Source organism: Corynebacterium choanae (assembly GCF_003813965.1).
GTDB classification, from domain to species: domain Bacteria; phylum Actinomycetota; class Actinomycetes; order Mycobacteriales; family Mycobacteriaceae; genus Corynebacterium; species Corynebacterium choanae.
In genome coordinates this window covers 1,453,979-1,480,763 of the sequence record NZ_CP033896.1, presented here as the reverse complement: position 1 = coordinate 1,480,763, position 26,785 = coordinate 1,453,979, and the positions used below count along the sequence as shown (strand labels likewise).

At 57.2% G+C, this 26,785-nt stretch carries 18 protein-coding genes; 14 read left to right on the top strand and 4 right to left on the bottom strand.

Features of this window, described 5'->3' with window-relative positions; translation table 11 throughout:
* Positions 1 to 26: 26 nt before the first annotated feature.
* Complete coding sequence (locus CCHOA_RS05300; protein WP_377739751.1) at positions 27 to 1,136, bottom strand: alcohol dehydrogenase catalytic domain-containing protein; 1,110 nt, start codon at positions 1,134 to 1,136, stop codon at positions 27 to 29.
* A 444-nt stretch (positions 1,137 to 1,580) separates the two neighbouring features.
* Positions 1,581 to 2,480, bottom strand: a complete 900-nt coding sequence (locus CCHOA_RS05295) for a RecB family exonuclease (RefSeq protein WP_123927842.1) — start codon at positions 2,478 to 2,480, stop codon at positions 1,581 to 1,583.
* Positions 2,481 to 2,735: 255 nt separating this feature from the next.
* Here CCHOA_RS05295 and CCHOA_RS05290 point away from each other — a divergent pair, with 255 nt between their 5' ends.
* From CCHOA_RS05290 to CCHOA_RS05265, 6 genes are all read left to right on the top strand, one after another.
* On the top strand, positions 2,736 to 4,115 hold the full coding sequence (locus CCHOA_RS05290; RefSeq protein ID WP_123927840.1) for a M18 family aminopeptidase: 1,380 nt from the start codon (positions 2,736 to 2,738) through the stop codon (positions 4,113 to 4,115).
* A gap of 142 nt (positions 4,116 to 4,257) precedes the next feature.
* Positions 4,258 to 5,094 carry a tRNA (adenine-N1)-methyltransferase gene (locus tag CCHOA_RS05285; RefSeq protein ID WP_123927836.1) on the top strand — a complete coding sequence of 279 codons (837 nt, stop codon included), beginning with the start codon at positions 4,258 to 4,260 and terminating at the stop codon, positions 5,092 to 5,094.
* Positions 5,095 to 5,395: 301 nt separating this feature from the next.
* The gene (locus tag CCHOA_RS05280; protein WP_123927833.1) at positions 5,396 to 7,078 is read left to right on the top strand and encodes an AAA family ATPase; all 1,683 of its coding nucleotides are present in this window, start codon (positions 5,396 to 5,398) and stop codon (positions 7,076 to 7,078) included.
* An 11-nt stretch (positions 7,079 to 7,089) separates the two neighbouring features.
* On the top strand, positions 7,090 to 8,667 hold the full coding sequence (dop, locus tag CCHOA_RS05275) for a depupylase/deamidase Dop (RefSeq protein WP_123927830.1): 1,578 nt from the start codon (positions 7,090 to 7,092) through the stop codon (positions 8,665 to 8,667).
* A 91-nt stretch (positions 8,668 to 8,758) separates the two neighbouring features.
* Complete coding sequence (locus CCHOA_RS11045; protein WP_123927827.1) at positions 8,759 to 8,926, top strand: ubiquitin-like protein Pup; 168 nt, start codon at positions 8,759 to 8,761, stop codon at positions 8,924 to 8,926.
* 56 nt (positions 8,927 to 8,982) lie between these two features.
* Positions 8,983 to 10,434: a proteasome accessory factor PafA2 family protein gene (locus CCHOA_RS05265; RefSeq protein WP_123927824.1), complete on the top strand. Its 1,452-nt coding sequence runs from the start codon at positions 8,983 to 8,985 to the stop codon at positions 10,432 to 10,434.
* Positions 10,435 to 10,549: 115 nt separating this feature from the next.
* On the opposite strand, the gene CCHOA_RS05260 is transcribed toward CCHOA_RS05265, so the two are convergent.
* Positions 10,550 to 11,164, bottom strand: coding sequence for a hypothetical protein (locus CCHOA_RS05260; protein WP_123927821.1), 615 nt, complete (start codon positions 11,162 to 11,164; stop codon positions 10,550 to 10,552).
* On the opposite strand from CCHOA_RS05260, the gene CCHOA_RS05255 reads away from it, so the two are divergent.
* The 7 genes from CCHOA_RS05255 to CCHOA_RS05225 all read left to right on the top strand — a co-directional run bounded on the left by CCHOA_RS05255 (position 11,118) and on the right by CCHOA_RS05225 (position 24,401).
* Positions 11,118 to 13,697: a hypothetical protein gene (locus CCHOA_RS05255; protein ID WP_164472397.1), complete on the top strand. Its 2,580-nt coding sequence runs from the start codon at positions 11,118 to 11,120 to the stop codon at positions 13,695 to 13,697. The two genes, CCHOA_RS05260 and CCHOA_RS05255, sit on opposite strands and share 47 nt — an antisense overlap.
* Positions 13,698 to 13,935: 238 nt before the next feature.
* A complete protein-coding gene (locus CCHOA_RS05250) occupies positions 13,936 to 15,024 on the top strand; it encodes a helix-turn-helix transcriptional regulator (RefSeq protein WP_123927815.1) in 1,089 nt (362 codons plus the stop codon).
* Complete coding sequence (locus CCHOA_RS05245; protein WP_123927812.1) at positions 15,021 to 16,004, top strand: helix-turn-helix transcriptional regulator; 984 nt, start codon at positions 15,021 to 15,023, stop codon at positions 16,002 to 16,004. The genes CCHOA_RS05250 and CCHOA_RS05245 overlap by 4 nt, the downstream gene beginning before the upstream one ends.
* A 380-nt stretch (positions 16,005 to 16,384) precedes the next feature.
* Positions 16,385 to 16,669, top strand: coding sequence for a Sec-independent protein translocase subunit TatA (tatA, locus tag CCHOA_RS05240; protein ID WP_123927809.1), 285 nt, complete (start codon positions 16,385 to 16,387; stop codon positions 16,667 to 16,669).
* 212 nt (positions 16,670 to 16,881) lie between these two features.
* On the top strand, positions 16,882 to 17,898 hold the full coding sequence (gene tatC / locus CCHOA_RS05235; RefSeq protein WP_245992204.1) for a twin-arginine translocase subunit TatC: 1,017 nt from the start codon (positions 16,882 to 16,884) through the stop codon (positions 17,896 to 17,898).
* 157 nt (positions 17,899 to 18,055) lie between these two features.
* Positions 18,056 to 21,445 carry a DEAD/DEAH box helicase gene (locus CCHOA_RS05230; protein ID WP_123927806.1) on the top strand — a complete coding sequence of 1,130 codons (3,390 nt, stop codon included), beginning with the start codon at positions 18,056 to 18,058 and terminating at the stop codon, positions 21,443 to 21,445.
* An 82-nt stretch (positions 21,446 to 21,527) separates the two neighbouring features.
* Positions 21,528 to 24,401, top strand: coding sequence for a DEAD/DEAH box helicase (locus CCHOA_RS05225; protein ID WP_123927803.1), 2,874 nt, complete (start codon positions 21,528 to 21,530; stop codon positions 24,399 to 24,401).
* Between the two features lie 322 nt (positions 24,402 to 24,723).
* On the opposite strand, the gene CCHOA_RS05220 is transcribed toward CCHOA_RS05225, so the two are convergent.
* The gene (locus CCHOA_RS05220) at positions 24,724 to 25,458 is read right to left on the bottom strand and encodes a S1 family serine peptidase (RefSeq protein WP_123927800.1); all 735 of its coding nucleotides are present in this window, start codon (positions 25,456 to 25,458) and stop codon (positions 24,724 to 24,726) included.
* Between the two features lie 129 nt (positions 25,459 to 25,587).
* On the opposite strand from CCHOA_RS05220, the gene CCHOA_RS05215 reads away from it, so the two are divergent.
* Positions 25,588 to 26,760, top strand: coding sequence for a M24 family metallopeptidase (locus CCHOA_RS05215; RefSeq protein WP_123927797.1), 1,173 nt, complete (start codon positions 25,588 to 25,590; stop codon positions 26,758 to 26,760).
* The last annotated feature ends 25 nt before the right edge of the window (positions 26,761 to 26,785 follow it).

The following is a 26,785-nucleotide window of genomic DNA, read 5'->3' as shown; positions in this document are numbered from 1 at the left end:
GGAGCAGAGTTGCCTCTAGCCTGCTACTAGACGGTGGTAGTGATGCCATTGCCGGCGGTGAAATCGATGAGTGTCTTCGTTGCTTGGCGGGTGTCCATCGCCGCATAGGCTGCCGCAATATTGTCCAGAGTAGTTGTATAGTCGAATACTTTGCCCGGCTGCAGATCACCGTCAAGTACTGCCGCAAGTAGCTCATCGAGATAGGCGCGCACCGGCGCCGGACCGCCTCGAACCCCAATATTGTGCCCAAAGGTGTACAGCTCATCGATTGGGGCATCATGCGGCAATCCGACCCGGCCGATCACCGCCCCCGGGCGGGCGATACGGATCGCGGTTGTCATTGCCGCACCGGTTCCCACACATTCAGCAACCCCATCAACACCAATTCCCGCAGTAATCTGCAGTACCTCATCGATTGCTTCCTGACCACGGGCACTAATGACAGTGGTGGCGCCACAGTCGATCGCCAACTGCTGCCGGGCAGCTGTGCGCGAACCCAACATGATGATCGTGGCGGCACCCCGCATCTTCGCTGCCAACACCGCCGATAATCCGACCGCCCCGTCACCGATGACCGCAACAGTATTTCCTGGTTTCACCAGTGCCGCATCGATAGCGTGATAGCCGGTTCCCATCACATCCGACAAGGCAAGTAAATCCTTTATCTTCGACATGCAATAGTGGCCGGGCGGTACCGGCACACAGGTGCCTGCAGCTTGGGGCACCCGCACATATTCAGCTTGGCAGCCAAGCGCACCCCGCCCAAAATAGCCGCCATTGCGGCAGGCTGTGTGCATCCCAACTTCGCAGTGTGGACAAGTGTTGTCGCTGTAGGCGAAAGGAACAATGACCAGTTGCCCAGGTTGCAAGCTACCAGCGGCCGTATCGCCGACCTCGGTGATAACCCCAAGCGCCTCATGGCCGATGCCTGAGACATCATGATCGCTTTCCCCCCGGTAATACCACAGATCAGAGCCGCAAACGCAGGTCGCCACGAGACGAATAACCGCGTCAGTGGGTTCCGTCACCGTTGGGCGGGCCACAGTTTCTACTCGAATATCGCCGGCACCGTGAAAAACCGCGGCCTGCATGGTGGCGGTAACAGTGTGCGGCAAATGCGGTGTTGCAGTGGACATGATGCTCCTTCGGCGTAGGCAATGGATTGCTGCGTTGCAGTGATCGTAGTCGATAATCGCTGACAGACAACTCTTAAGACAAGCAAACACAGGAGGGAGCAGGCAACACCAACGGTATGCCATCCGTCGCCGACGACGTTGGTACAGCATGGACAGTGTGTGTTATCCGCTAGAGCAGATGTCACCGCAAACACTTCCTGAAAGTGTCCCGGCGGCGACTACGGCAAGTGGTGCACTGCCCGAGCAGTCCAAGAACAAGCAAGCCAGTAACGCAACCCTGGAATCACGGGGACGAAAAACGAGCTTGTCGTTACCACAAGGCGGGAAACCAAACGGATTGATGGAGCAACCCTGGAGCCGCCGGAAAATATTGGCAAAGATTGGCATGTTGCATATCGGGACAAGCAACAGACCTGCTTGCGGCCGGGTATCTGCGCAGTAGTGTTAACTCTGCTCAGGGGTAGGCAATGGTGATGGTACAGCCGCCACAGTTCCCGGCCAGCCAGGATAGTCCGGGGTGGTGCCACCAAAAACTGGGCACATCGAATGAAATGCACAATAGTTTTTACATAACGCATTTTCCCGCGCCGGAAAGTCACCGTGTTCGCCGGCGTGAAGGATCTGCGACCAGACCGTAGCGATCTGCTCTTCTTCGCAACATAGTTGGGATTCGGTGGGATGTTCCGTGAGCAGATTGCTGCCGTGGCTGCGGGGACGTTCCCGCAAATACATGAGAGTGAGGGTGTCGGGGAGTATTCCAGTTTGGCGCCAATAGGCGAGCGCGTAAAAACGAAGTTGGCGCAGCGCATCTTCCCGGAAACGCGCAACAGCGGGTTGCTTACCTGTTTTATAGTCAACAATTCTGACTAGTGTTTGCTGCGGCAAGATATCAACCCGGTCGATAAACCCGACGATTGGCACCTGCTCGGCAAGCATTCCGCTGACCCGAACCTCGGTGCTGCTGGTGAAGGTGAAGGTTTGCGGCTGTTCGGTGTTGTAATAGTTCCGTAAATGTTCCAAGCATTGCTGCCGGTAGGCTTCCCGACCACTGTCTTGCAATGATTGCAGCAGGATTGCTTGCTGATCGTTGCCGCCGGCGATCGCTTGTTCGGCGGCTGTCAACAACGTTGGTATATCGTGAAATGATCGCTGCTGTGGGGCAGGGGTGAGCAGTGCTTCGAGCACATGATGCACTGTGGTGCCGACCAGTTGGGCGAGTGTCGCTGGCTCTTGATATCCGTCGAGCCGGTAGAGACGAAATTTTAACGGGCAGCGGTGAAAGGTTGCCATCGCCGACGGCGACAGGGCGACTGGACGAGATGGTTTACGGCTAAGTTGCTCCACATCGTGCCACTCTAGCGATCGCCGGCGGCGTGCGGGTGCACCACAGCTGTGGCGTGGCTAACCGTCTCCGCGGTGCAGGTGTATTGCAAACCTTGTTTGCCGGTCATCAACCAGCCATTGCGCCTCACCTGCTAGCGCTTGCGTAAGGCAATTGCAGGGGCGCTGCTCTCCACCGGACAGCTGGTGTGGCTGGAATTCACCTTTGTGGGGTGGGGATGCAAACCGAACATAGTGATGATGGTAGAACGGTTAAGTATGACTGCATATCAGGCTGACCATCTTCACGTGCACACCCCTGCTGCGGCACTGCCCAATGATCCGTTTGTTGCCGGATTCGGTGAATATTTGCACCGCAGCCCCACTGCCCGTTTCGCGGCAGTTCAAGCCGCTGCACTGCTGGTAGAGCACGGTTTTACCGTTATTGATGAAACCGAAGACGGGGGTTGGCCAAATAGCCCGGGCAACTATGTACTTGTCCGCGACGGAGCAGTAGTTGCAATCGTTATCCCAGAGGGGGCCTCATCGTCGTCGGCCTACCGGATTATCGGTGCGCACACCGACTCGCCGGCATTACAGCTCAAAGACAATCCGACCCTGTCGAACAACGGGTTTTTACAATGCAATGTTGAAATTTATGGCGGCCCGATTTTGGCGTCTTGGTTCGACACCGATCTGCGGATCGCCGGCAGCATCATCACCAGCGATGGTGAAGAACATTTGGTGGCCTCCCCAGCGGTGGCACGTTTGCCACATCTTGCAGTCCATTTAGATCGGGAGAAAAACAAATCCTTCGCCCCGCAAGTCCAAGACCATATGCAACCCGTGTTGGCTGTCGATGGAGACTACGACAATGTCATGGCCTATTGCGCTGAGCTTGCCGGGGTTGCAGTAGACGATATTGTTGCCCATGAACTGTTTCTCACGCCTGCCGCGGAAATTGGGCGGCTCGGCATCGATCACGCCATGATTGCCAGTTCCCGGCTCGATAATCTCTCCAGCGTATATCCGGGGCTGCTTGCTATTTTGCATGCCGCCGGCTGCGACATTGCAGGTTTTGGTGTAACAACCGACAATATCGGCGCTCCGGCAAGTCGTGACATCGCCATTTTGGCTTGCTTCGACCATGAAGAGATCGGATCGGGTACCCGCACCGGTGCTTCCGGTCCGCTGCTGCAAGATGTGCTTACCCGCACCACCCATGCGCTTGGCGGTAATGCGGAAACCCTAGCCAGCCAGCTTAGCCGGTCGAGTTGTATCTCAGCGGATGCTGCCCACAGTGTCCATCCGAACTATGCGCAGCATCATGACGCACGCAATTTCCCTGTCCTCGGCCGGGGTTCGGTGGTGAAATTCAACGCCAATCACCGCTACGCCACCGATGTGCACACGACAGCACTGTATCGCCGAATCGCGGAACGCATCGGCGAGCCGGTGCAAGGATTTGTGGGACGCAACAATATGCCGTGCGGCACAACCATCGGACCGTTGACTTCGGTGCGCCTCGGGATCCCAACTGTTGATGTGGGCGTGCCGCTGTTGTCAATGCATTCCACCCGGGAACTTGCCCACCGGGATGATCTTGTCTCAATGACGAAAATCTTGGCAGCATACACAGCTGGTGCCACGCTGCGCTAAGCTCATCAACCGGTATCCGTAAACGGCTGCGCACAACAACCAAGGTGCATCTGGTGCACCACGACCACTGTGTGCGCGCCGGTTGGCGTGCTACCGAGTGTGTTTTTATCATCCACCACAACGAAGGTGCAATACATCCGCCATGGCCTATTCAGGACCGTTCCAGCCCGGCGACCGGGTACAGCTCACCGACGCGAAACGTCGCCATCACACCATTGTGCTTGCCGCCGGCGGCAGCTATTTCACCCACAAGGGTGAGATCAAACATGACGATATTATCGGAGCTCACGAGGGAACTGTGGTGACCTCTGCGCAAGGCGGACAATATCTCTGCTTCCGGCATCTCATGGTTGACCATGTGCTGTCGATGCCCCGCGGCGCAGCGGTGATCTATCCCAAAGATGCCGGACAAATCTTGATCGAAGGCGATATTTTCCAAGGTGCCCGTGTGTTGGAAGCTGGGGCCGGATCAGGGGCGTTGTCAATGGCGCTGCTAAGGGCAGTAGGCCCTACCGGCCATGTGTACTCCTATGAGATTCGGGATGACCATATCGGATTTGCCCGTGACAATGTGGTGGAATATTTCGGGGAAGAACCCAACTGGTGGTCGCTGCGCTTGGGCGATCTCGGGGAGGTCACCCCAGAGGATTTAGGTGGCCCGGTTGACCGAATTATTTTGGACATGGTAGATCCGTGGAATTATCTCGACCAGGTGACCAAACTGCTCATTCCAGGTGGGGTGATCATGACCTATGTGGCAACAGTGCCACAGCTGATGAACGTGGTGGAAGGATTGCGGGCACAGCGCTGTTTTACCGAGCCTCGTTCCTGGGAGACATTGCTGCGGGAGTGGAAGGTGGAAGGGTTGGCTGTCCGTCCGGAACATCGTATGAACGCCCACACCGCATTTTTGGTCTTCGCCCGCCGCCTTGCCGACGGGACTGTCGCCCCACGTCCTCAACGCCGTGCCCGCAAATAAGCAACATTGGTTGCCCCAACCAAGCGCTTGTCTCCACACCACTTTGGGTTCCCCCTTCTGGTCTGGTGGCCACACCAGGTCAGGTGCGAGACATTCTCGGCAAGGTGAAATAAGTACTCGATCGGTGCGCTGTGGCTTCGCATGGAGCAGCTGTGAGCGTACACGGGATCACCTTTTCCAATAACTGAAACAGCATTGTCTTTGTGGTTTTTTCCGCTTCGTTGTTTTTGCTTTTTGTTTGTTTCCAGGTCTGCTCTGCGAGGAGACCGTCAACACCACGATCGTGGAGGCGCACTGCACCATGGCTTACCGTGATGATGTATTCGATGCTGGTGGTTCGACCGCGCAACTATCTGCTGAGATTCAGCGGCTGAGTCGACAAAACCAGAAACTCGTTGAGCTGTTGCGGGCAAGCCGCGCCGAGCTCGCCGGCAACAATGGTTCACACACCAGTACTGGATCCGCAGCATCCACCCCCAACAGCGGTGGACAATACCGCCTGGAAACAGGGGCAAACACGCTAGAGAACGGCACTGTTTCAGCACCTTCGCTATACGGTATCGTGATGACTGATGCTTGCCCTACCACCCGCCGGGTTGATGTGTACACCTCGTCGCGGCGGCAGGAGTTAAGTATCGATCCTGGGGTGGATCCGGTCACTGTTACTGCCGGCACCTTGGTGCGTCTCGGGGACAAATCAGCGATTGTTGCAACCTGTGGACTGCCCGACACGGGCGAGCTCTTTACCGTAGATGCACTGTTGGATCGTTGCCACGCAGTCATCAGCGACAAAACTGGAACAAGCCATGTTGTGACGTTAGCGCTACCGCTGCGCGGCCACCATTCAGATTCGGTGGACACCTGGGATGCTCCCTCAGCGGGAGACGCTACGCAGCATCCCCTGCGGCCTGTTGAGCCGGGGGATACGGTGATTGCCGATATCCGTGCGCTGGTTGCACTGAAGGTTCATGCGCGCAGCGACATTGCCACCTGGCAGCTAACTGACATCCCCGAGGTCTCCTATGACCACATTGGGGGATTGGCGGCTGCGCAACAGCAGCTTCGACAAGCTGTCGAGCTTCCAGTCACCCATCCGCAGCTTGTCGCCGACTATCAGCTCACCCCCTGTCAAGGTGTGCTGCTCTACGGGCCGCCCGGCTGCGGGAAAACCATGCTGGCCAAAGCCGTCGCCCACCAGTTGGCGGCAAGTAATCACGGCCAAGCGGTATTTCTCAATATTCGCGGACCAGAGTTGCTCAATAAATATGTTGGGGAAACTGAACGGCTGATTCGCCTCATTTTTGCCCGGGCTCGCAGACTTGCCCGCAGTGGGGATCCGGTCATTATCTTCTTCGACGAGATGGAAGCGACGTTTCGGGCACGCGGCTCCGGGATTTCTAGCGATGTGGAAACTACTGTCGTCCCCCAGCTGCTTGCCGAACTCGATGGGGTAGAAGCATTAACCAACGTGATTGTTATCGGCGCGACTAATCGGGAGGATCTGCTTGATCCAGCAATTGTGCGTCCCGGCCGCTTTGATGTAAAAATCGCTGTTCCCCGCCCAACACAAGTGGATGCTACCGCTATTGTTCGCCGTGCACTGCCTACTCGAGCGCTGCTTGCTGAGCCGGCGGATCTGTTGGCGGAAGAGGTTGCGACAACGATTTTTCGCGACTATCCGCTGGCCGAACTCACCACCGCAAGCGGGGAGAAACTCGTCATTCACGCCCGGGATCTGCTCAGCGGTGCGCTGCTGGTCAGTATTGTCAACCGGGCGAAACTTGCCGGGCTAACCCAGCGGCTAGATGGGGCACCGGGGCTGATCACTAGGGACATGCTCATCCAGGCAGTTACCACCGAGTTCGCAGACCCAACGTTGCTGCCCAACCCGGAGCAGCTCCAGGCGTGGGCACATATTCACCTGTTTGAGCAGGCAACCTTCACCTCGATCACCCGTTTTCCGTCCCCGCCAGCCTGTTGCTAGGAGCTTGCCCGATGAGTGATCAATCTCGCAGTATCGGTACGGAAACCGAATACGGTATCAGCACCCCGTCGGCGCCGACACTATCACCTATTATGACCTCCACCCATCTGGTGCTGGCCTATGCTGCTAAAGATCCGTTAACCGGTGTGCCACAAACCCCAACACAGGGGCGCGCCCGCTGGGATTATGCGGGGGAGAGCCCGCTCGATGATGCCCGCGGTTTTTCGTTGAAACGCTATCATCAGCCACCGATTGTGGATCCGAATGCTATTGGGGTGGCGCAAACCATCACCCCGGCTGGGGCACGGCTGTATGTCGATCATGCCCACCCGGAATATTCCTCCCCGGAAACCACCACCGCCCATGATGCGCTGCGCTACGATCTCGCCGGTGACCACGTTGTGGCTGCTGCAATCACGGCGCTCAACGCAGCAACCGCCGCCGGGCATTCATTTGTTGCCCACCAACAGCCATGTCCGCCGGTGCGCTGCTATCGCCATAATGTGGACGGCAAAGGCGCATCATTTGGCTACCACGAAAACTACACCTATCGGCGCAGCACCAACTTTGCTGACCTTGCCGCCAACCTCATCCCCCATTTTGTCACCCGCCCGATTTATGCAGGTGCCGGCCGGGTCGGGTTAGGGGTACGCAGCGAACGCGCCGGATTCCAGCTCAGCCAGCGGGCAGACTATATTGAGCAAGTTATCTCCTTAGAAACCACCCTCAACCGGGGCATTATCAACACCCGCGACGAACCACATGCCGACCCGGACAAGTGGGGACGGCTGCATGTGATTGTTGGCGACGCCAACCAGTCGCAGCTTGCCACCCTGCTCAAACTTGGCACCACCGCACTGATTTTGGATGCGATCGAAGCCGGTATCGATTTTTCTGATCTCACCCTCGCCGACCCGGTTGCAGCACTGCACACCGTTTCCCGTGATCTGCAGCTCACCACACCGTTGGCACGCACCAGTGGCGCCCCGCTGACTGCGATTGAAATTCAGCGGCAATATTTGCAGCGTGCCGCGGCGGTGGCCACCACTGAGAGTCACACCGATATTGTTCAGCGGTGGGATGCAATCCTTGACCAGCTGGCCGACGATCCGCGCAGCACAATCGGCCTGCTTGACTGGTCGACGAAACTGCATCTCTGCCAACGGTATTTGCATCAAGGAGCAAGCTTTGCGGATGCCAAACTTGCAGCACTTGACCTGCAATACGCCGATATTGATCCGCAACGCTCCATTTATCATGCGCTCGTGCGACGTGGTGTAATGCACACCATTCTCGACGACGCCACCATTGCTGCTGCGGCAACTTTGGCTCCAGCCACCACCCGGGCGGCGGTACGAAGCCTATTGTGCAGCCGCTTCCCAGCAGCTGTCACCGCGGTGAACTGGGATCGGCTCACCTTGCAGCATGATGGACAACAGGTCACTGTGGCAATGCCGGATCCCACCCAACCCACAGGCGCCGACTTGGCTCCGCTTATCGCCAACCAGACCGCAACTCTGTCTGCCGCAATCGCTCACATCTCTACACTGCCAGGGGTTATCGTTGAACACAGCAACAGCGGACACTAAGGCTCGCAAGAGCACTTGGCACCGCCAACTCCGTTCACCTTGGCTAAAAAACTCCTCACTCTATTTCGCACAGAAAGCAGCCGCCGCAACCATGGAACGCATCCATCGACAAACAGAACCTATCCGCAGCCGCACCGTTGACGAAACAGTCGCCGCCGAGCCGTTAGCCAATGACTCACTGCTCGACGAAATCGACGCGTTGCTTGACGAAAATGCCCAAGAATTCGTGCACAATTATGTGCAAAAAGGCGGCCAGTAGCACCGTCCGCAGCCACCACAATCCCATTGCCACAACAACACAAGGTGAATTCAGCGATGAGCCGACACGAGCCGCTTGCGGGGCGGGTGTTTGGAATCGAAACCGAATACGGCATCCACGCCACCGACGCCACCGGGCACACCATCGACCCCGGTATTGCCGCCCGCGAACTATTTCAACCCATTGTTGAAGAGTTCGGGGCCGCTAACATTTTTCACCACAACGGTTCCCGGCTCTATATCGATGTCGGCGACCATCCCGAATGGGCGACCGCCGAATGTTCAACACTCACTCAGCTTCTTGCGATTGATCAAGCCGGCGATCGGATCCTTGCCGATTTAGCTGCCCGTCTTCGCCAGCGCCCCGACAGTTGTATTACCGGCGGCAAACTGGCGATATTGAAAAACAATATCGACGCGCGCGGCAATTCTTACGGCTGTCACGAAAACTACCTCGTCAGCCGTGAAACCGTGTTGAAACAACTCTCAGCCACGCTCACCCCGCTGCTGCTGACCCGGCAACTAATCTGCGGGGCAGGGATGCTTGACTCGTCGGCGATACCCCTCGGCCGCCCGCAACCAACCAGCTCTTCATGGCTTGTCTCGCAACGAGCCGACCATGTGTGGGAATCGGTATCCTCTGCAACAACCAGGTCGCGGCCGATAATCAACACCCGGGATGAACCGCATTGCGACGGTGGCAGGTGGCGCCGCTTGCACGTCATCGTCGGCGATTCCAACATCAGCGAAATATCTACTGTGCTCAAAGTCGGCATCATGATTTTGGCCTTGGAACTTATTGAACACGATCTTGCACCACATGGGATGCTGTATCACGGCCCGGTGAACCTGCTCGGCGACATCGCCCGCGACCCTACAGGTTCGACAGTGCTTACCTTCGACGACGGCACACAGCTGACCGCGTTAGAAGTCCAACAGCAATGGTGTCAGGCAGCCAGCAGCTGGCTAAACAATCGCCCCGACCCCGCCGACCAGCAGGCGCCAACCAACGCCGAACTCACCCAAGTCGTCTCCTGGTGGCAGAGCATCATTACCGCACTTGAACACCACAAACCGGAAACAGTTAGCCATCTCGTCGACTGGATTGCCAAACGCACACTGCTTGCCGCCTATCGCAGGCGATGGGACATCGCCCCAGATGCCTACGATCCGCGACTCAACCAGCTTGACTTTGCCTATCACGATATTGCTTCCACCCCCACCATTGGTTCCATGCTGACCCGCTCGTCGGCGTTAGCAACCGTCATCGACGAAGCAACCATCCAAGCGGCGATACACACCGCGCCAGCCACCACCCGGGCAACCATTCGCGCCGAGTTACTAGACCACGCGCGCGCCAACGATATTGCGCTGCAAGCCGACTGGTCACTGCTGCGAACTAACTATCCCACATCCACCACGGTGTCATTGCCCGATCCGCTGGCAACCAGCAGTGGGGAAGCAGCGGCTCTCATAGCAGCTTGGCAGCAACACGAATCCCACTCGTAAGTCAAGGAACATTCCTTGTCCACACACCCCGGTTGGGGTGGAAAACAGCACAGTTGGGTGACAGGTTGCGACTCGCCCCGACGAAAAGTCGAAACTCGCCTGTCAGACGGCTAAGCTAGGAACGATCATTTATACCCGGAATCTTTTGCTTGAGGAGAATTTCCTTGTCAGCCCTCAATCGTCGCGATTGGCGCATCGCCATCATCGCATCACTCACCACTGCATCCCTCGGTCTTGCGAGCTGTTCTACCCCTGCGGACGAACAAGGTGATGTGAGCGCTTCGCAGTCGAGCGCTTCCTCCTCTTCGAGTAGTGTTTCTTCTTCAGTTTCATCCTCTGTTTCGTCGACAGCTTCGTCGAAGGCCAGCCAAAACGCTGCGGAAAAGGACTCCAGCAAATCTGCAAAGTCCAGCAGCTCGTCGGCAAGTTCGTCGAAGACTTCAAGCTCCTCGAAGAAGACCAAGACGGTGACGAAGAAGGCAAAGAAGACTGTCAAGGTCACCCGAACTGTGAAGGTCACCCGGACGAAAACCTCGACAGCGAAACGTCCTGCTGGCAACTCGATCAGCAAAACCTCCAAGAGCAGCGCTGCAAGCAGTAAAACCACAGCAAGCAGCAAGTCCTCATCTTCGAGCAAAAAAACCAGCACCACCAGCGCGGTAGCACTCCCCAATCCGGGGCAGATGCTTATCGGCGGGTTGCTCCGTGTCGGCATTCCAATTGCTGTCATCCTCGCCCTCTTTAGTGGCGACGCGTTGAGCTCTGGATCCTCGGCTGCGGCAACCAATCCAACCGACCCTAGTGTTGATGTCGTTAAGGTGACACTGTCCTACGAGCTTGACGGCAAGGTTGTCGGCACCGAAGAACGTGAAGTCGTCCGCGGCGGACTCGTGCTGCCCACGCTGCCAACAGTCGATGGGGGAATCTACCGGGTTGCTCCAGGTTTTGGCTGGAACGCGTTTAGCAATGTAACCGAATCCGGCACGATCCATGTCCCTGTGCAATTCGTTCCCTCTGCGGGAAGCACCACAGACAAGGAAGTGACGGTGGAGTATGTTCTTGGCGACACGGTCGTAGGGACCGAAGCGGTTACGGTTTCGGATGGCAAGAACATCGAATTGACCCCTCCGACCGGCTCTGAGGGCACCTACATTGTTGATCCGACCTTTGATCTTGCTGCGCTGAGGGATGCTGCCGATGGGCAGACCGTACGTGTTCCGTTGGTGGAGCAGTCCAAACCAGTACAACCACCAACCCCGCAGCAATACACCGTCACCATCAACTATGTGGACAACGACGGCCAGGTGGTCAAAACCGAACAGCAAACCGTAGCTGCCGGGAAGAATGCCACCCTAAATCTGCCGCAGGCACAAGACGGCTCCGACCGGGAAGTCGCCGACTCCTTCGACTCGGCGGTACTGGAAAACATCCAGGCCAACACGACTATCACCGTCAACCTCAAACCGGTAGAAGCAGAAACTCCAGTTGAGCCTGCAAAACCGGCAAACTACGAAGTGACGGTGAAGTACACCTACAAGGGTGAGCCGGTTTCCAGCGATAAGCAGACGGTTGCTGCCGAAGGTGATGCGACGGTCACGCTACCGACCGCCGAGTCGGGGGCTACCTACCGGATTAAGCCGGGCACTGACACTTCAGCACTGCAGAAGATCAATAAGGACACCGAAGTGGAGATTCCACTGGAGAAGGTGTTCACGGTACCTGTGTCCTATAACCATCACGATACGGTGGTATCCAGCGACACCGTAGAGGTTGTTGAAGGTGAGTCGATCACGCCTGTTGCACCAACCGTCGGTGACAAGGTGTATGTACTTGATCCTGCCGTCAATACTGGTGGCACCGGCACTAAGCAGCCTTGGGAACAGATCAGCTCTAGTGATCCTGTGGTCATTCCAGTGCTGTTGAAGAGCAGCACGCCACCTGCGACGATCAGCGCTGATCAGGCGATCTACACGGTGACCCTCAATTATGTCGATTCGCAGGCTCCAGAAGGATCAGCTCCGCTGAAGACTGAACAGCAGCAGGTTCAGCATGGCAAGGCGGCCACCCTGAACTTGCCAACCAATCCATCCGGTCCTGCCTACAAGGTTGCCGACTCTTTCGATAACGCAGTGTTGCAGAACATTCAGCAAGCCAAGACTATTACTGTCCCGGTCGTTGCCGAATCGACTCCGGTGGAAACGGTGCAGGTCGATGTGCAATACATCTACCGCGGCACCAAATTGGAAACTGAAACCATTCAGGTACCAAAGGGTACCGATGCTCAGCTCACCTTGCCGAAAACCGAGGTAGGAGCGTTTGCGATCAAGACGAAGCAAAGCAATATCATCTTCGACCACGCAACGGGTTTCCAATACACCACGCAGCAAGAGCTGGATAAGCTGAAAAACGTCACCACTCCACAGTCGCTGACGGTCTATCTTGATGTTGTGGATGTCTACAACCACAAGGCACCTGCAGGTAAGCGTGCGGAAGACTTTACCCAGGTGGAGCGCGCTGCTGCCGCTGAAGCTGCCCGCAAGTCGGTGTGGAAGCGTTCAGCAATGACCGATTACAAATCCCAGTACGGCACTGGACTCCGGGAACTCACCGGCGGCAGCTACGGGGAAAGCAACCCCACCCTAAAGAAGTTCTTGGAGCATTTCCGCGCCGAGAAAGCCACCAAGGGTGACATTGCCGATGTTTGGACAGCTCCGGAGATTACGGATCAGGATGTTGAAAACCTACGCGGTTTGATTGACTTCAATGACCGCTACAACGCTCAGATGGCGAAAAACATCAGCGAATTCCGTAACGAGATGCATCAGCCTGCTATGGAAGTCATGCCGTTGACTGATAGGCAAAAAGCGATGGTCATTGCGCATGCTGTTGCCGAAAGTGTGGCAAACTTCCACCAATCCACCCAGATGTCCGTTGATCTGTACAAGGAAGTTGGTGCAATCGGTTCGGGTGAAAACCTGTGGCCAAATTCGACCCACGACTATGGTGCGAATGATATTTATCCGGAAGAGGTCGCAGACTCCTGGTTCCTCAACATTATGACCGAGAACACGGCGTTCCTTTACGGTAAAGGCACCACTGGTCACCTCACCACGCTCGTCGGAGTTCCGGTGCTCAACAGTGGTTCAGTACCGGCCACGAAGATGTACGGCGCATTCGTCGGCCTGAAGGAAGTCGTCAACACCGGTTCCCGGTACGGCGTTGAGAAGAGCCTCACAGATCTCTATTGGGCAACCGACAAGTAGGATGTTGCAACCAGTAGTACTGGTCGCGCTTGAATACCGCGTCTAGCAGCTGTATTTTCCCACCCGTCTTCACTGTTTCCATGAACATGGAAGCACGAAGACGGGTGTTTTTTCACCATCACCGAAAGCGGGGGCTTTTGCTGGCGTGTAACTTTCCGGACGAGTCGATTTCTGCCGTAGACTTCTTATCCAGCGCCCGGCGACGGTGGGAGTTCTTCCGCCAGCAAGGAGGTCAGCATTGAGCGCAACAAAGCAGCAGAAGCAAGCGCAGCGGGTAGAACGGCTCACCAACCTGTGGCTGACGTTGCTGCAAGGCCCACCCGAAGGGTTGCAGGTTGATTGGCTGATTCGCAATATTCCCGGCTATTTGGATCATGCCCGACAAGATATTGATTCCAAGGCACGGATGCGCCTTGAACGTGACACGCTGCTGCTGATTCGGCAAGGGCTGCCGCTGAAGAAAATTCCTTCGCGCAATACCCAAAAAGAGTCGTCGCGGTACAAAGTGGAGCATTCCAGCTACGAATTGCCGCACATCGATTTCACCCCTGCAGAACAGCGGGTCTTGGCAATGGTCGGCAGTGTTATCAGTTCGGGGGAGCTGCAGCTTTTAAGCAATAATGCATTGTTGAAGCTGCGTGCAGCAGAACTAGTTGACGGTATGGATATTGATCCTGCCGAGGTCGCCACCTGGTCTGCAGCTACCGGGCAAGAAATTCAACAGTTGGAAACGTTTGCCAAACTATCTCAGGCGATTGCCGGTAATTTTCAGGTGAAGTTTTCCTACAGTTCCCATGCAGCTGCTGTCCCGGAGCAGCGTCGGTTTGCCCCGTGGGGCATTGTGAACGTGCACGGCCGCCGCTACTGTGTCGGTTTTGACCTTGGTCGTGAAGCTGTTCGCACCTTCCGGATAGTGAACATCACCGAGGTGAAACTGCTTCGCCAACCATCGCCGCAACTGCCACCGGATGATGTTTCACTTACCGAATTGGTTGCTCAAGCTTTGCGTTCGATGCGGGTGACAGTCGACGCGACAGTAACGGTAGGTGCAGCACCGAATGTGGCGGTGCAGGAAGTGCTTGCAGCCGGTGGTGTGGAGCCTCCGGTTTCGGACACTGCTTCGGTGACGTTGCCCAATATTGATCGCCGGAATCTTGTCGAAGTTGCGTTACGGGAGGGTGGACAGATGGTGGTCACCAGCCCGACAGATGTTGTTGCTGAGGTGGCTCGCGGCTACAAGAAACTGATTGCCGCGCACGAGCAGGTTCTTGCGGAAGTTACATCGGAGTCGGGTCAGGTAGTTGATGGGGGAGCGAGTCTGGCATGAATCAGTCCATTTTGGCGACGTTAACCCGGCAAGCAGCACTGGTGTGTCAGCTTGCCCGGACAAAGCATGAAGATGTGGCTTTACTCGCGGTCAGTCAGCAGCTTGACGTGTCCCAACAGGTGTTGCGGGAGGATTTGGAACGGCTAAAATTCTGCGGTTTAGCTGAAGGTGGTGTCGATCCACAGTGGCATCGCTCGCTGCAATTTAACTATGAACCAGGCTCGTCGGCGGTGACTGTTCAGCAATCGCTAGGATTGGATCGGCCGCTTCGCCTGTCGCGGGAAGAGGCCACCAGTCTTATTTTGCTGCTGCAGCAGCTGCAATCAATTCCGCATAACGCTGATGCTGCAGCGATCACCGGGGCGTTGGAAAAGTTACAACACGCGACAAAAAACTATACCGGTGGCTTCGCAGGGATCCTCGGGGAGGAAGACGAATCCCAAGTGCAGGCCAGTGCCACAATTGATGAGGCGCTGACACGGCAGCGGGCGGTGAAGTTTACCTACCGCAAACCAGGCAGTGCTGCAGGCACTTCGCGAACGGTGAGTGTCGCCTACCGGTTTACCCATGACCTGTTTTGGTATCTCGCCGGTTTTGACCATGACGCCCAGCAGCCGCGAATTTTTCGGTTCGATCGCATTGACGATATTGCGGTCAGTGATGTGGCTATTGATCCACGTGCCGCCTCGATTGAGTTAAATCCGCAGGATCCTTTTTCCCTCAATGACGCGGCTTCGGTGAGGGTGAGAATCCACCAGTCGCTGCTGTGGATTAGTCGTACGGAGCCGGTAGAAATTTTGTCGCAACACGATGAACAGTTCTATGACGCGACGATCCGATATCACTCGATGTCGTGGCTGGTGAATTTCATTGTCGGTCATGCCGGCAACATTGTGGCCTTGGATCCGCTGGTCGCCCAGCAGGTTATTGAGCAGGCAAAAGCCGGCTTGACGCACTATGTGCAGCAGGAGACACGCTAACAGTATGCTGAGCCGGGTTATACCTGGGAGGTGGCGGTGGTTGAACGAGTTTTTCGATGGTTTTCGTCAAGGTGTTACACGCCTTACCGTGCAGTGTCCTAGGATGGGTGAGAGCTAGTGGTTGGCTGGTGACGGTGTTGCCGATGTGGTGAGGCCGGAGCGTGTGCCACCCATTGTTTGTGGCATCATTGCTTGCCGCTGGTACTTTGCCCTCTTGCAGGTGGGTATGGTCGCGGCAGGGAAGGTGCCTAATTCCAGCACTGTGTTGGTGTGTGGATCGGTTGCCGATGTGGAGCAGCTGCCGGCATTGGATTGAAGTGTTTCGATGATCCTGTAGCTGGCTGTTGCAACTATTGGCAGTGAAAGAGGAGAGCTGTACTGTGCCTACGCTTGGTTTGCCCGAGATTATTTTCATTGTGCTGATTGTGGTGCTGCTGTTTGGGGCGAAGCGTCTTCCGGACGCTGCTCGTTCGCTTGGTCGTTCCTTGCGGATTTTCAAATCTGAAGTCAAGGAATTGTCCAATGATGATGCGCCGCAGGCTACGCCGATTCAGCAACCCACTGCCGTGCAGCAGCCTACTGCCGTGCAGCAGACCCCGCCGGTGGTGAACCCGAATCCGGTTGACCCGACACAGCAGCCACCGAACACCCAGCAGCCCCAGTAGGTTTTCTGCACAGTTGCTCCTTGGTAGGGCAACTTCCCGGCATCGGGGGGCAGGCTTATTGTCCATGCGGATATCTGGGGTTGGTCTGTGCCGGGAAAAGCGTTCCGCCACACCCACTGTCACGGTGCACTGTCAAGTATCCGAATGGTGAAATTGGCTGCGATAGTGGTGAGCTGGCGGTGGCATCGGCTGTGTGAAGGCGAAGGATGAAGATGAGCAAACAACGACTCGGGATGCGACGGCTTCGTCGTGGCTTGCCAGCTACTGGTGATATGACGCTGGTGGAGCATCTGCAGGAATTGCGGCGGCGGGTCATCGTTGCGCTGATCGCGCTTGCGGCCGGGACTCTTGTCGGGTTTATCTGGTATCAGCATGGGCTCTCGTTGCGTATTGGTGGATCCACCCTGACGATTCCCACCTTGGGCGATATTTTGCGCGGTCCTTATTGTGCAATTCCGCCAGAGAACCGGGCAGATTTTTCCGCTGATGGCAGCTGTAAATTGTTGGCAACCGGCCCGTTTGAAATGTTTATGCTGCGGTTGAAGGTGGGGGCGCTAGCTGGGGCGGTGTTTTCGTCGCCGGTGTGGCTCGGCCAACTGTGGGGCTTTATCACCCCAGGGTTGAAAAAGAACGAAAAGCTCTACACTAGGGTGTTCGTTTCGCTTGCTGTGGTGTTATTCACCATCGGTGCGGTGCTTGCCTACTATTTGATCAGTATTGGTTTGTCGTTTCTGCTGTCGATCGGCGATGAAACCCAAACCGCTGCATTGTCCGGCTTGCGCTACTACAACTTCCTGTTGGCGTTGTTGGTGATTTTCGGGGTCTCTTTTGAACTGCCACTGCTGGTGGTGATGCTCAATATTGCCGGAGTATTGAGCTATGAGGTAGTCAAAGATAAGCGCCGCTACATTATTGTTGGGTTGTTTGTGTTCGCCGCCGTTGCCACCCCTACCCAGGATCCGTTTTCGATGGTGGTGTTGGCGGTGGCGCTCATCATTCTGGTGGAGGGGGCGTTCCAATTTTGCCGCCTCAACGATAAGCGGAGAACCGTGTCCCGTCCGGAGTGGTTGGATGTTTCCGATGAGGCTGCGTCGCCGCTTGGTGACGGCCCTGGCGGGATTGGCCGACCAGAGCCTGTGGTGCCTTCATCCCGCCCCACCCCGCAGCCGCTTGAACAGCCACAACGGCCGCAAACCCACATCCCGCAGTCGTTTGACGATGTGCTGTAACGACGCAGGTCGTTTCATGGCTAGGCAGGAGTTGGGTGCAAGGTGTGGTCAGCGCTGGCGGCCAGATCGCTGTCTACCGGTGACAGGTTCTGCCAGTTGCGGGTCACTGGGGAAGGGTTCCTGCAGGGTGTGGTTTGGTGAACTAGACTAGATCGCTATGAGTTCGCAGCCGGACAATTCGTCGCACCAACCGTCGACCGCACAGTTGCATGCATTTTTAGCGCAGCTAGGTGCACCGATGACTGGTGAACATGAACGTGCGGTTGATGTGTTAGCTTCGTCGCAGTCGGTATTTATCTCTGCGATGCCAGGAACTGGTGCCCGCCAATTGGCGGCGACCGCGATTTATGCGACAGTGGGGGAGTCGCACCGGGTGGTGTGGGTTGCTGATTCGATGTCGCAGGCTATGCATCGGCGGCGGCAGCTCACCGAAATGTTTCCCGCAGTGAAGGTGGGCGTTGCGATCGATGGCCACGAGGTGGCCCCTGATGCGCCAATTGTGGTCACGGTGATTACAAATGTGCGTTCTCGTATGCAGCGCTATCCGGATCGGTGGGCGCAGCTGAAGCTGGTGGTGTTAGACGGGGTGCATCATATGGCTGACCGGGGCACTGGCACGGCCTGGGAAGAAACCGTGATGGCGCTCGCCGGACCGTTCCGAATGATTGCGATCGCAAGGCATTTGTCGAATGCGCAAGATTGTGTGGAATGGTTGGGCGATTTTGGTCGCAACTGGTCGCTCATTGAGCTCGCCGATCGACCGGTGCCGTTGCAGCATTGGGTGCTGGTCGCTGATGCGCTGCTGCCGTTATACGAGGATGCCGCTGAACCAGGCGATGACGCAGAATTTTTCCAGGCACCGGCTGCCGAATCTGGTGAACCTTCCGCCGCGGAGTCGACTGGCGCCGGCACTGACCAGTTTCACGTCACCCAGGTGGTTACCGATGCTGGGGGCGGTGATGATTCAACCCGGTCACCTGGTGTGCTGGCTCACACGTCGCCGGGGAGTGAAAAAGCTGCAGTATCACCGATGGATGTGGCCAAACGCGGCCGGGAAAAACAGCAGCAAACCAGTCAAGCGGCGCGAAAACAGTTGCAGTCAGAGATCGCCCAAAAATCGCGGGCCGAACTCTTTGATGACTTGTTGCAGCTGGCACGCAACGGCAATGTTCGCCCCGCATTTGACCGGTGGGGGCCGCATCGCCCCAAAGGGCAGAAAGTCCCCCCTGTTGTCTTCGGTCAGCGGGCACTGACCAGCGGTGCGCAAACCCCGTATCATCGCCAATTACAGCTGCTTGCCGATCAGGCGATGCTCCCGGCAGTGGTGGTGGTTGCCGGCAAACTGCGCTGTGACCAAATCGCTGAATCGTGCGTTGCCCACGGCATTTGTTTAACCAGCCCCGATGAGGCGGCTGCAATCTCCCGGATTGTGGCCGCGAGCATCGCCCATATTCCTGCGCACGATATCGACGAATTACGGATCTCTGGGGTGAAAAAGCAGCTCCTGCGCGGATTTGCTCCTTTCCACAGCGATGTGCTGCCGCTGGTGCGCCGGATCGTGGAAGAGCTTTTTACCCGCGGACTGTTAAAAGCAGTGTTTACCGCAGCTGAACCAGATACCGTCTTTTCCCCACAGGCCCGCACCGTGGTGTTGTCGACGATGCGCCATACCACCCCTGCCACCGACTCGTTGATGACTGCCGACCGGTGGGAAGAGCTCACCTCTCGGGCAGGCCGCGCCGGGATTGACACTGCCGGCCATGCGGTAGTTGTGCCTGACGATTCAGTTGATGCCGAACAGTTAATCAAACTGACCCACGGTAGTGTGCCAAAGCTGTCATCAGCGTTGCAGCCCACCGCGGCGATGGCTGCACGGCTGATTCACGAATACGGATATGAGGAGGCACGGCGGCTGCTCCTGCACTCGTTCGGGGAGCGGCGGCATCGGCTACAGCTCAAAGACTATGAAGCAACAAAACAGCAGTTGCAGCACACGTTGTCACTGCTGGTTGATGCGATGGCGGAACACTCCGCCACCGCAGACACACCAATTGCTTCATCGGATGCTACTGCTCACCCAGCAGCCGCAGAACGAAACGGTCACACCTCCACTGACTCCCATCTTCACTCCACCAACGATCCGCTCAGCGCCAAGCAATCTGCATCCACCGGCAACCCCGCCGTAGGCAGCAACAAGGCAGCCCCAGCATCATCCACCGCCCCCGCGGAGCTGGCAGCTTTTCTGCAAGCCCCCACCGCTAACCGGGTTGATGCAGTGATCAACTATGGCCGTCTGCATCTCAAACGTGGCCAAGAAGAAGACATCGTCAACGAACAGGCGATGCGTCGCAATGAAGACAGTGTTCGGCAACGCCTCGCCGAGCTTCGGCACGGGCAGGTTATTGCGCTGCGCCACCGGCGGGGACACACTCTGGCAGTGGTCGTCAACGACGGGGAACGGGCGGATGCCCACCGCGGCGTCCACATTTATCTTGGCACCGGCGCCGACCGCTGGCTCACCCCCGGCTCGCTGGCGTATCCACCAGAAATCGTTGGCCGGCTTCATCTCGAAGTACGCCCAGCCACATTCCGTGGCCGAATGAAAGCCAAACGCGCCGGCAACCGCCGCAACCGTCGCCGCCGCATCACCGGGCTGCACATGCCCGACTATCGTTCGCAGGTCATCGCCGGACTCGCCCGCCACACCTTTAGCATCCCCGACACCGTCGACCCAATCCCCACCGACCCAGCTCTCGAAGCCCTCGATAACACCATTGCCACCCATATCGTTTCCCACCACCCCAACGAGGCTCTGCTGCGGCAACTTGCTATCCGCTACGTCCAATCCCGGCACCGACTCGACCAACTCGATGACGAATTCGCCGTCCGTCAACTCGCCCTATCCGCCCAATTCACCGAAGTCTGCACCGAACTCGCCGCCCGCGGCTATCTCACCAGCCCACCACCACAACCAGCCGAACAATACGACCACCCCACCGCAGTCCAGCAACTCCCGGGCAGCCAAACCATCCAACTCACCACCGCCGGCGAACTCCTCGCCACCATCACCGGACCGTGGTCACTAGTCGCCAGCGAATGCTTGCGCCGCGGGCTTTGGGACAATCTCAACCCCGCCGAACTCGCCGGCGTTGCCAGCATGTGTACCGGATTTATCGGCCAAGGCGGACACGCCACCGAACCACCCACCCGGGCAATGACCTACGCCATGACTGCTACCCGCATGACCTGGATGGACATAGGACACCCGCACGGCATACCCGTCGACCACATCAGCCCCGACGAACCCGACGAACGCGCCACCGGGGCGCTGTATCTGTGGGCTGACGGTGCCAGCTTCGCCACAATCCGCACTATCCTGCACACCCAAAACATCAGCCTCAGCCCCGGCGAATTCGTGCAATGGGCAGCCCGCACCGCCGACCTGCTCACCGCCATCGCCGCCTACCCCGAACGTCCCGTCATCGCCGAAACTGCACAACTCGCAGCCACCGCAATCCGCCGCGGAATCGTCACCTGGGGCAACTAACCACACCACCGGCCGCCCCCAACCCCCACACCGAATACACTCAACACCAACCCACCACGTTTAAAGGAGTAAACACACAGTGATGGCAGCCAACGCCGAAACCCGGGCGGCGTTTACCGACCTGTTCGACTTCGACTTCGACCCATTCCAACAAGAAGCCATGGACGCCCTCGACAACGGCCACGGCGTTCTGGTCTGCGCCCCAACCGGCTCAGGGAAAACCATCGTCGGCGAATACGCCATCCATCTCGCCCTCAGCAAAGGCGCACGCTGCTACTACACCACCCCCATCAAAGCCCTCTCAAACCAAAAATATCACGACCTTGTCGCCCGCTACGGCGAACAACGAGTAGGGCTACTCACCGGCGACCGATCCATCAACCCCGACGGCGATGTGGTGGTCATGACCACCGAAGTGCTCCGCAACATGATCTACGCCGAAGCACCCCAACTCGTCGACCTTTCCCACGTCGTCATGGACGAAATCCACTACCTTGCCGACCGATCCCGCGGCTCCGTGTGGGAAGAAGTCATCCTCAACGTCAGCGAATACACCACCATCGTCGGCCTGTCTGCAACCGTCAGCAACGCCGAAGAATTCGGCCGCTGGCTGGAAACCGTCCGCGGCGCATTCACCACCGTCATCTCCGAACACCGGCCCGTCCCCCTCAACCAGTGGATGCTCGTCGGACACACCCTCCACCCACTACTGAACACCAATGACGGGGGAGTCAACCCCAACCTGCACCGGGCTATCGACCGCACCAGCAGAGCCCTCCAGCACGAACACGACAACACCCCACCACATCAACGCCGCAAACAACTCCGGCAACGCCGCGTCGACGTCATCCGAACCCTCCAAACCCAAGACCTTCTCCCTGCCATCTACTTCATCTTCTCCCGCGTCGGCTGCGACGACGCCGCCTACCACCTCCGCACCTCAAAACTCACCCTCACCAGCGAATACGAACAAGCCGCCATCGCCCGTATCGTCGACGCTGGCGTTGCCGACATCGACGAACAAGAACTCCGCATCCTCAACTTTGCTGCTTTCCGCACCGGCTGCATCCGCGGCTTCGCCGCCCACCACGCTGGCATGTTGCCAGCCTTCCGACACATCGTCGAAGACCTCTTCGCCCAAGGACTTCTCAAAGTAGTCTTCGCCACCGAAACCCTCGCCCTGGGCATCAACATGCCCGCCCGTACCGTCATCCTGGAACGACTCATCAAATACGACGGCGAAGCCCACGTACCACTCACCCCCGGTCAATACACCCAGCTCACAGGGCGCGCCGGGCGCCGCGGCATCGATGTGCAAGGACATGCGGTGATCGTGTGGGAGCCGCAGCTTGATGTGGACAGTGTCGCCCAGCTGGCATCCACCCGCACCTATCCGTTGAATTCAACGTTCACCCCCGGCTACAACATGGCGGTGAACCTGATTAACACCATTGGATTTGCGCACACCACGGCGCTGCTGAATAAATCTTTCGCCCAATTCCAAATCGACGGAAAAGTGGTGCACGACTATGCCACCATTGACCGGGCGAAAGCAAACCTTGCCCGGCTCAAGGCAGAGTTCGAGGAACAAATGTCCCTTGTTGAACTGCCGGTAGCGCTGCAACGAGCAGTCGCAAAAACCACTCCAGCAGCCGCGTTTCTTGCCTATATGCGGCTGCGTTACGAACTAAGCCAGCGTGAAAAGAAAGTAAAACAGCAGCGGAAAAACCATGTCGAACGGCTTGTGGTTGCAGCTATTGGCAAGCTTCAACCAGGTGCAGTCATCGCCTATAAAGGGCGACGCGCTATTCACACTGCTGTGGTGATTCGCCCAGGCAGCAAAAACGGATCGCTTACCCCTGAGATCATCAACGAAGAAGGCTGGCAAGGCCGCATGCCGCACACCATGCTGTCGGTTGCGCCTGTCACACTCGGCACGATGCAACTGCCGAATTTGAAAAAACCACCGCGGCGTGTTCGCGAAGATGTGGTGCGCTATCTTCACCGGGCAAACCTCACCAAACCGCGTCGTCTCAGCGCCCCCAGAATCACCCCAGATAGCAAATCGGTACGGTTACGTCGCCGCATTGAGCACCATGTCGGACACAGTTTCCCCGATCGGGAACGTCTGGCGCGCCTTGCCGAAGCAGTCCTCAAAGCGGAACGAACCCTTGACCATCTCCAGCGGGCAATGAACAACCAGGGCGATTCGCTAGTAAGCCAGTTCACGCGGATTGTCGAGCTATTGACCAGGCTCGACTATCTCGAACAGGTTCCCGACACCGCCTCAGCCGACAAGACAACAATGACCGAACAGCCGGCTGCAGAGACTGCCGGGAAAGACAACCTGCAACCAGAATCCACTGTTGCAGTGAAATATCAGCTGCACAGCGTCAACGACGAAAACGCAGAACAGCAGGAAACCGCTCCACCGGTCTATCAGCTCACCGCTGCGGGAACAATGCTTAGCCATTTGCACAGTGAGGCTGATTTGCTGCTTGCCCAATGTATCCGCCGCGGGGTATTTGCAGATCTCGATCCCGCAGAGATCGCCGGAGTATTATCGATCCTCTGCTTCCAAAATCGCCGCGACACCCCAGGTAAGCTGCTTGCCCCCACCGATCCGATACGGCTTGCCGCAGCGAAACTGCAGCGCATTTTCGAAGAACTCCAATGGGAAGAAGCCGACAATGCTATTCCACCATCGAAGGTGCCCGATCCAGGTTTTGTTGGCGCCGCCCATCAGTGGACTGCCGGCGCACCGCTCGAATATGCCCTTGCCGCCGCGCAAGCCTCTGGTATTGAACTTGCTCCCGGTGATTTTGTCCGCTGGTGCCGGCAGCTTCTTGACCTGATGAATCAAGTTGCGAACGCGACCCCAGATGCTGACCTGGCGGCGAAAACACGGCTTGCCATCAACGCCATCCGCCGCGGGGTGGTAGCGATCGGACTGTAAAACCTGCAGACTGGATTACGGATAGCTACCGCCCCCGCACATCCCATATTCGAACCGCAGAATTGCACAGCCCACGGTGGGGAACAAAGAGATCCCACCGTCGGCTGTCACATTTGCGACATCACCGTTGGCAAACCCCGCACATTCCATCCGGCGGCACACTAAAACGGCTCGCCACAACCTCAGGGACAACAGACCTACCAGCATCTTTGCGTGCAACTAGTATTCCGGTGACATCCTGATCCCCGGAAAAGGGACTCACCACCAAAGCACACCAGAGCAGATCACTGGCAGGCAGCCTGCAACACAACCTGGCCAGAATCTATTCCACCGGACCGGTAGTACGCAATATTTCGCGCAGCACATTCCGCTGCGGCAACAAACTATCTGCGATAGACCACCGAAAACCAGGAACCGAAAAAAGCATCGACTGCACCCCCAAAATTTGCTGCCGAACAATAAGCGGCCCACCCGAATCACCAGGCAACATGGTCGCACCCCGGGACAGCCACACAAACATCGGGTGGCGAAGTGCAATCCGCCCATCAAAACTCCGAGCCCAACGCCCATAAGCCGCCAGGCGACCGTAGCCGACAGCAGCACTTCGTCGACTACTCGCACCCCGACTGCCACCAAATCCAAGATTGACAATCGGAGAACCGAGAAAACTTCCCCCCATAGCAAGCGGCAAATGGTCACATGCAAGCGACATAGGTAACGGCGCAACGGCAATATCCGAAAGCGGCAGCACACAGAAAGTTCCCGCCTCAACACGTCGCCTTGAACCATCTTCGGTGAGCAAGTCAATCGGCGATCGCTGCGCCGCATGAACACTGTGAGCAGCACAAATAACATGCGTTGCAGGAGTCGACACTGGACGTGGGGGAGTATGCCCCAGCTCGCCTGCTTCCAACGCTGCACGTGAGGTAAGAAAACCGGTAGCGTATCGATCGCGATACCGCAGTTTCACCACACTAGGAGATGCTGCAGTCGCCCAAGGACGCACCCAGTCAGGTACGGGTTTCCGAAACGACGACAAATCAGCAGATCTACTCATGACAGCCACCCTAGGTGGAAGCTCCAACCGGCGCCAACACATCCCTACGAAGATATTTCCAAAACGCTGCCACCCAAACTGTCGTATCGGCACCGTCTCGAAAAAGGATTCCGTCGTAGGATGGCGGCTATGACAACAACCGCTTCAATATCATCGCAAACCTACCAATCCAGGCAACAGCGGGCAGCACAATTGCTTGCACAAACAAATATCGCCGATGCACTCATCGTCACTCCTGGGGCAACCATGCGCTATTTCCTCGGAGACGAAGCCGACACCCACGAACGACTCAGTGCGCTGATCATTCCTCAAAGTAGCGATGAACAACGTCCTGTGCACTGTCAATTGATTACACCCGCGGTCGATGCGGGAACTCTCGCCGCGCTACCGGGAACAGCAGATATCAACATCATTGGCTACACCGATGATGACCATCCCCATGCAACCGTGATTTCACTTGTTCAAGGGGAAGGCCACGATCCGCACCATATGCGACTCGCCGTCGACGGCCACATGCCCGCCAGTCACTTACTCACATTGCAAAACATCCTCGGCAACCGTCCGCAATGCATTGTTGCTGCAACCCCGATTGTTTCCCAACTCACCATGCTGAAAGATCCAGCAGAAATTACCCATTTGCAAACTGTTGGGGCAGCTATCGACGAAGTTCATGCATTAGTACCTCAGCTGCTGCAACCCGGTCGCACCGAAGCAGAAGTTGCCGCCGCCCTCCACACAGAGATCCTCAACCACGGCCACACTGCTGTGGACTTCGTTATTGTCGGCTCCGGTCCAAACGGCGCCAACCCACACCACGAGCACAGCAACCGGACACTCCAAACCGGGGAGATGGTCGTCGTTGATATCGGGGGCGCCGATAGCGAAGGCTACAGGTCAGACTGCACGCGCACCTATATCGTCGGCGGTGCTGACGCTGCGCGCATCGACCCAGAGATGGACACCATGTACGAAGTATTAGTCTCAGCGCAAGCCGCCGCACGCCAAGCAGCAGTACCCGGTGCACGGGCAAAAGACGTCGACGATGCTGCGCGCCGGGTGATTAGTGATGCTGGATATGGGCAATTTTTTGTGCACCGGACGGGTCATGGCATTGGCCTGTCGACCCACGAAGAACCCTTTATTACCAGCACCAACGAATTAGTTCTCGAACCGGGGATGGCGTTTTCCATCGAACCTGGGATTTATCTTCCCGGCCGTTTCGGTGCCCGCATTGAAGACATCGTGATCATCTCCGACGATGGCCACATTGTGTGCAACAACCAGCCGCGGATGCTGCGTTAGACCGAGGTGTTGACGGGTAGACTGA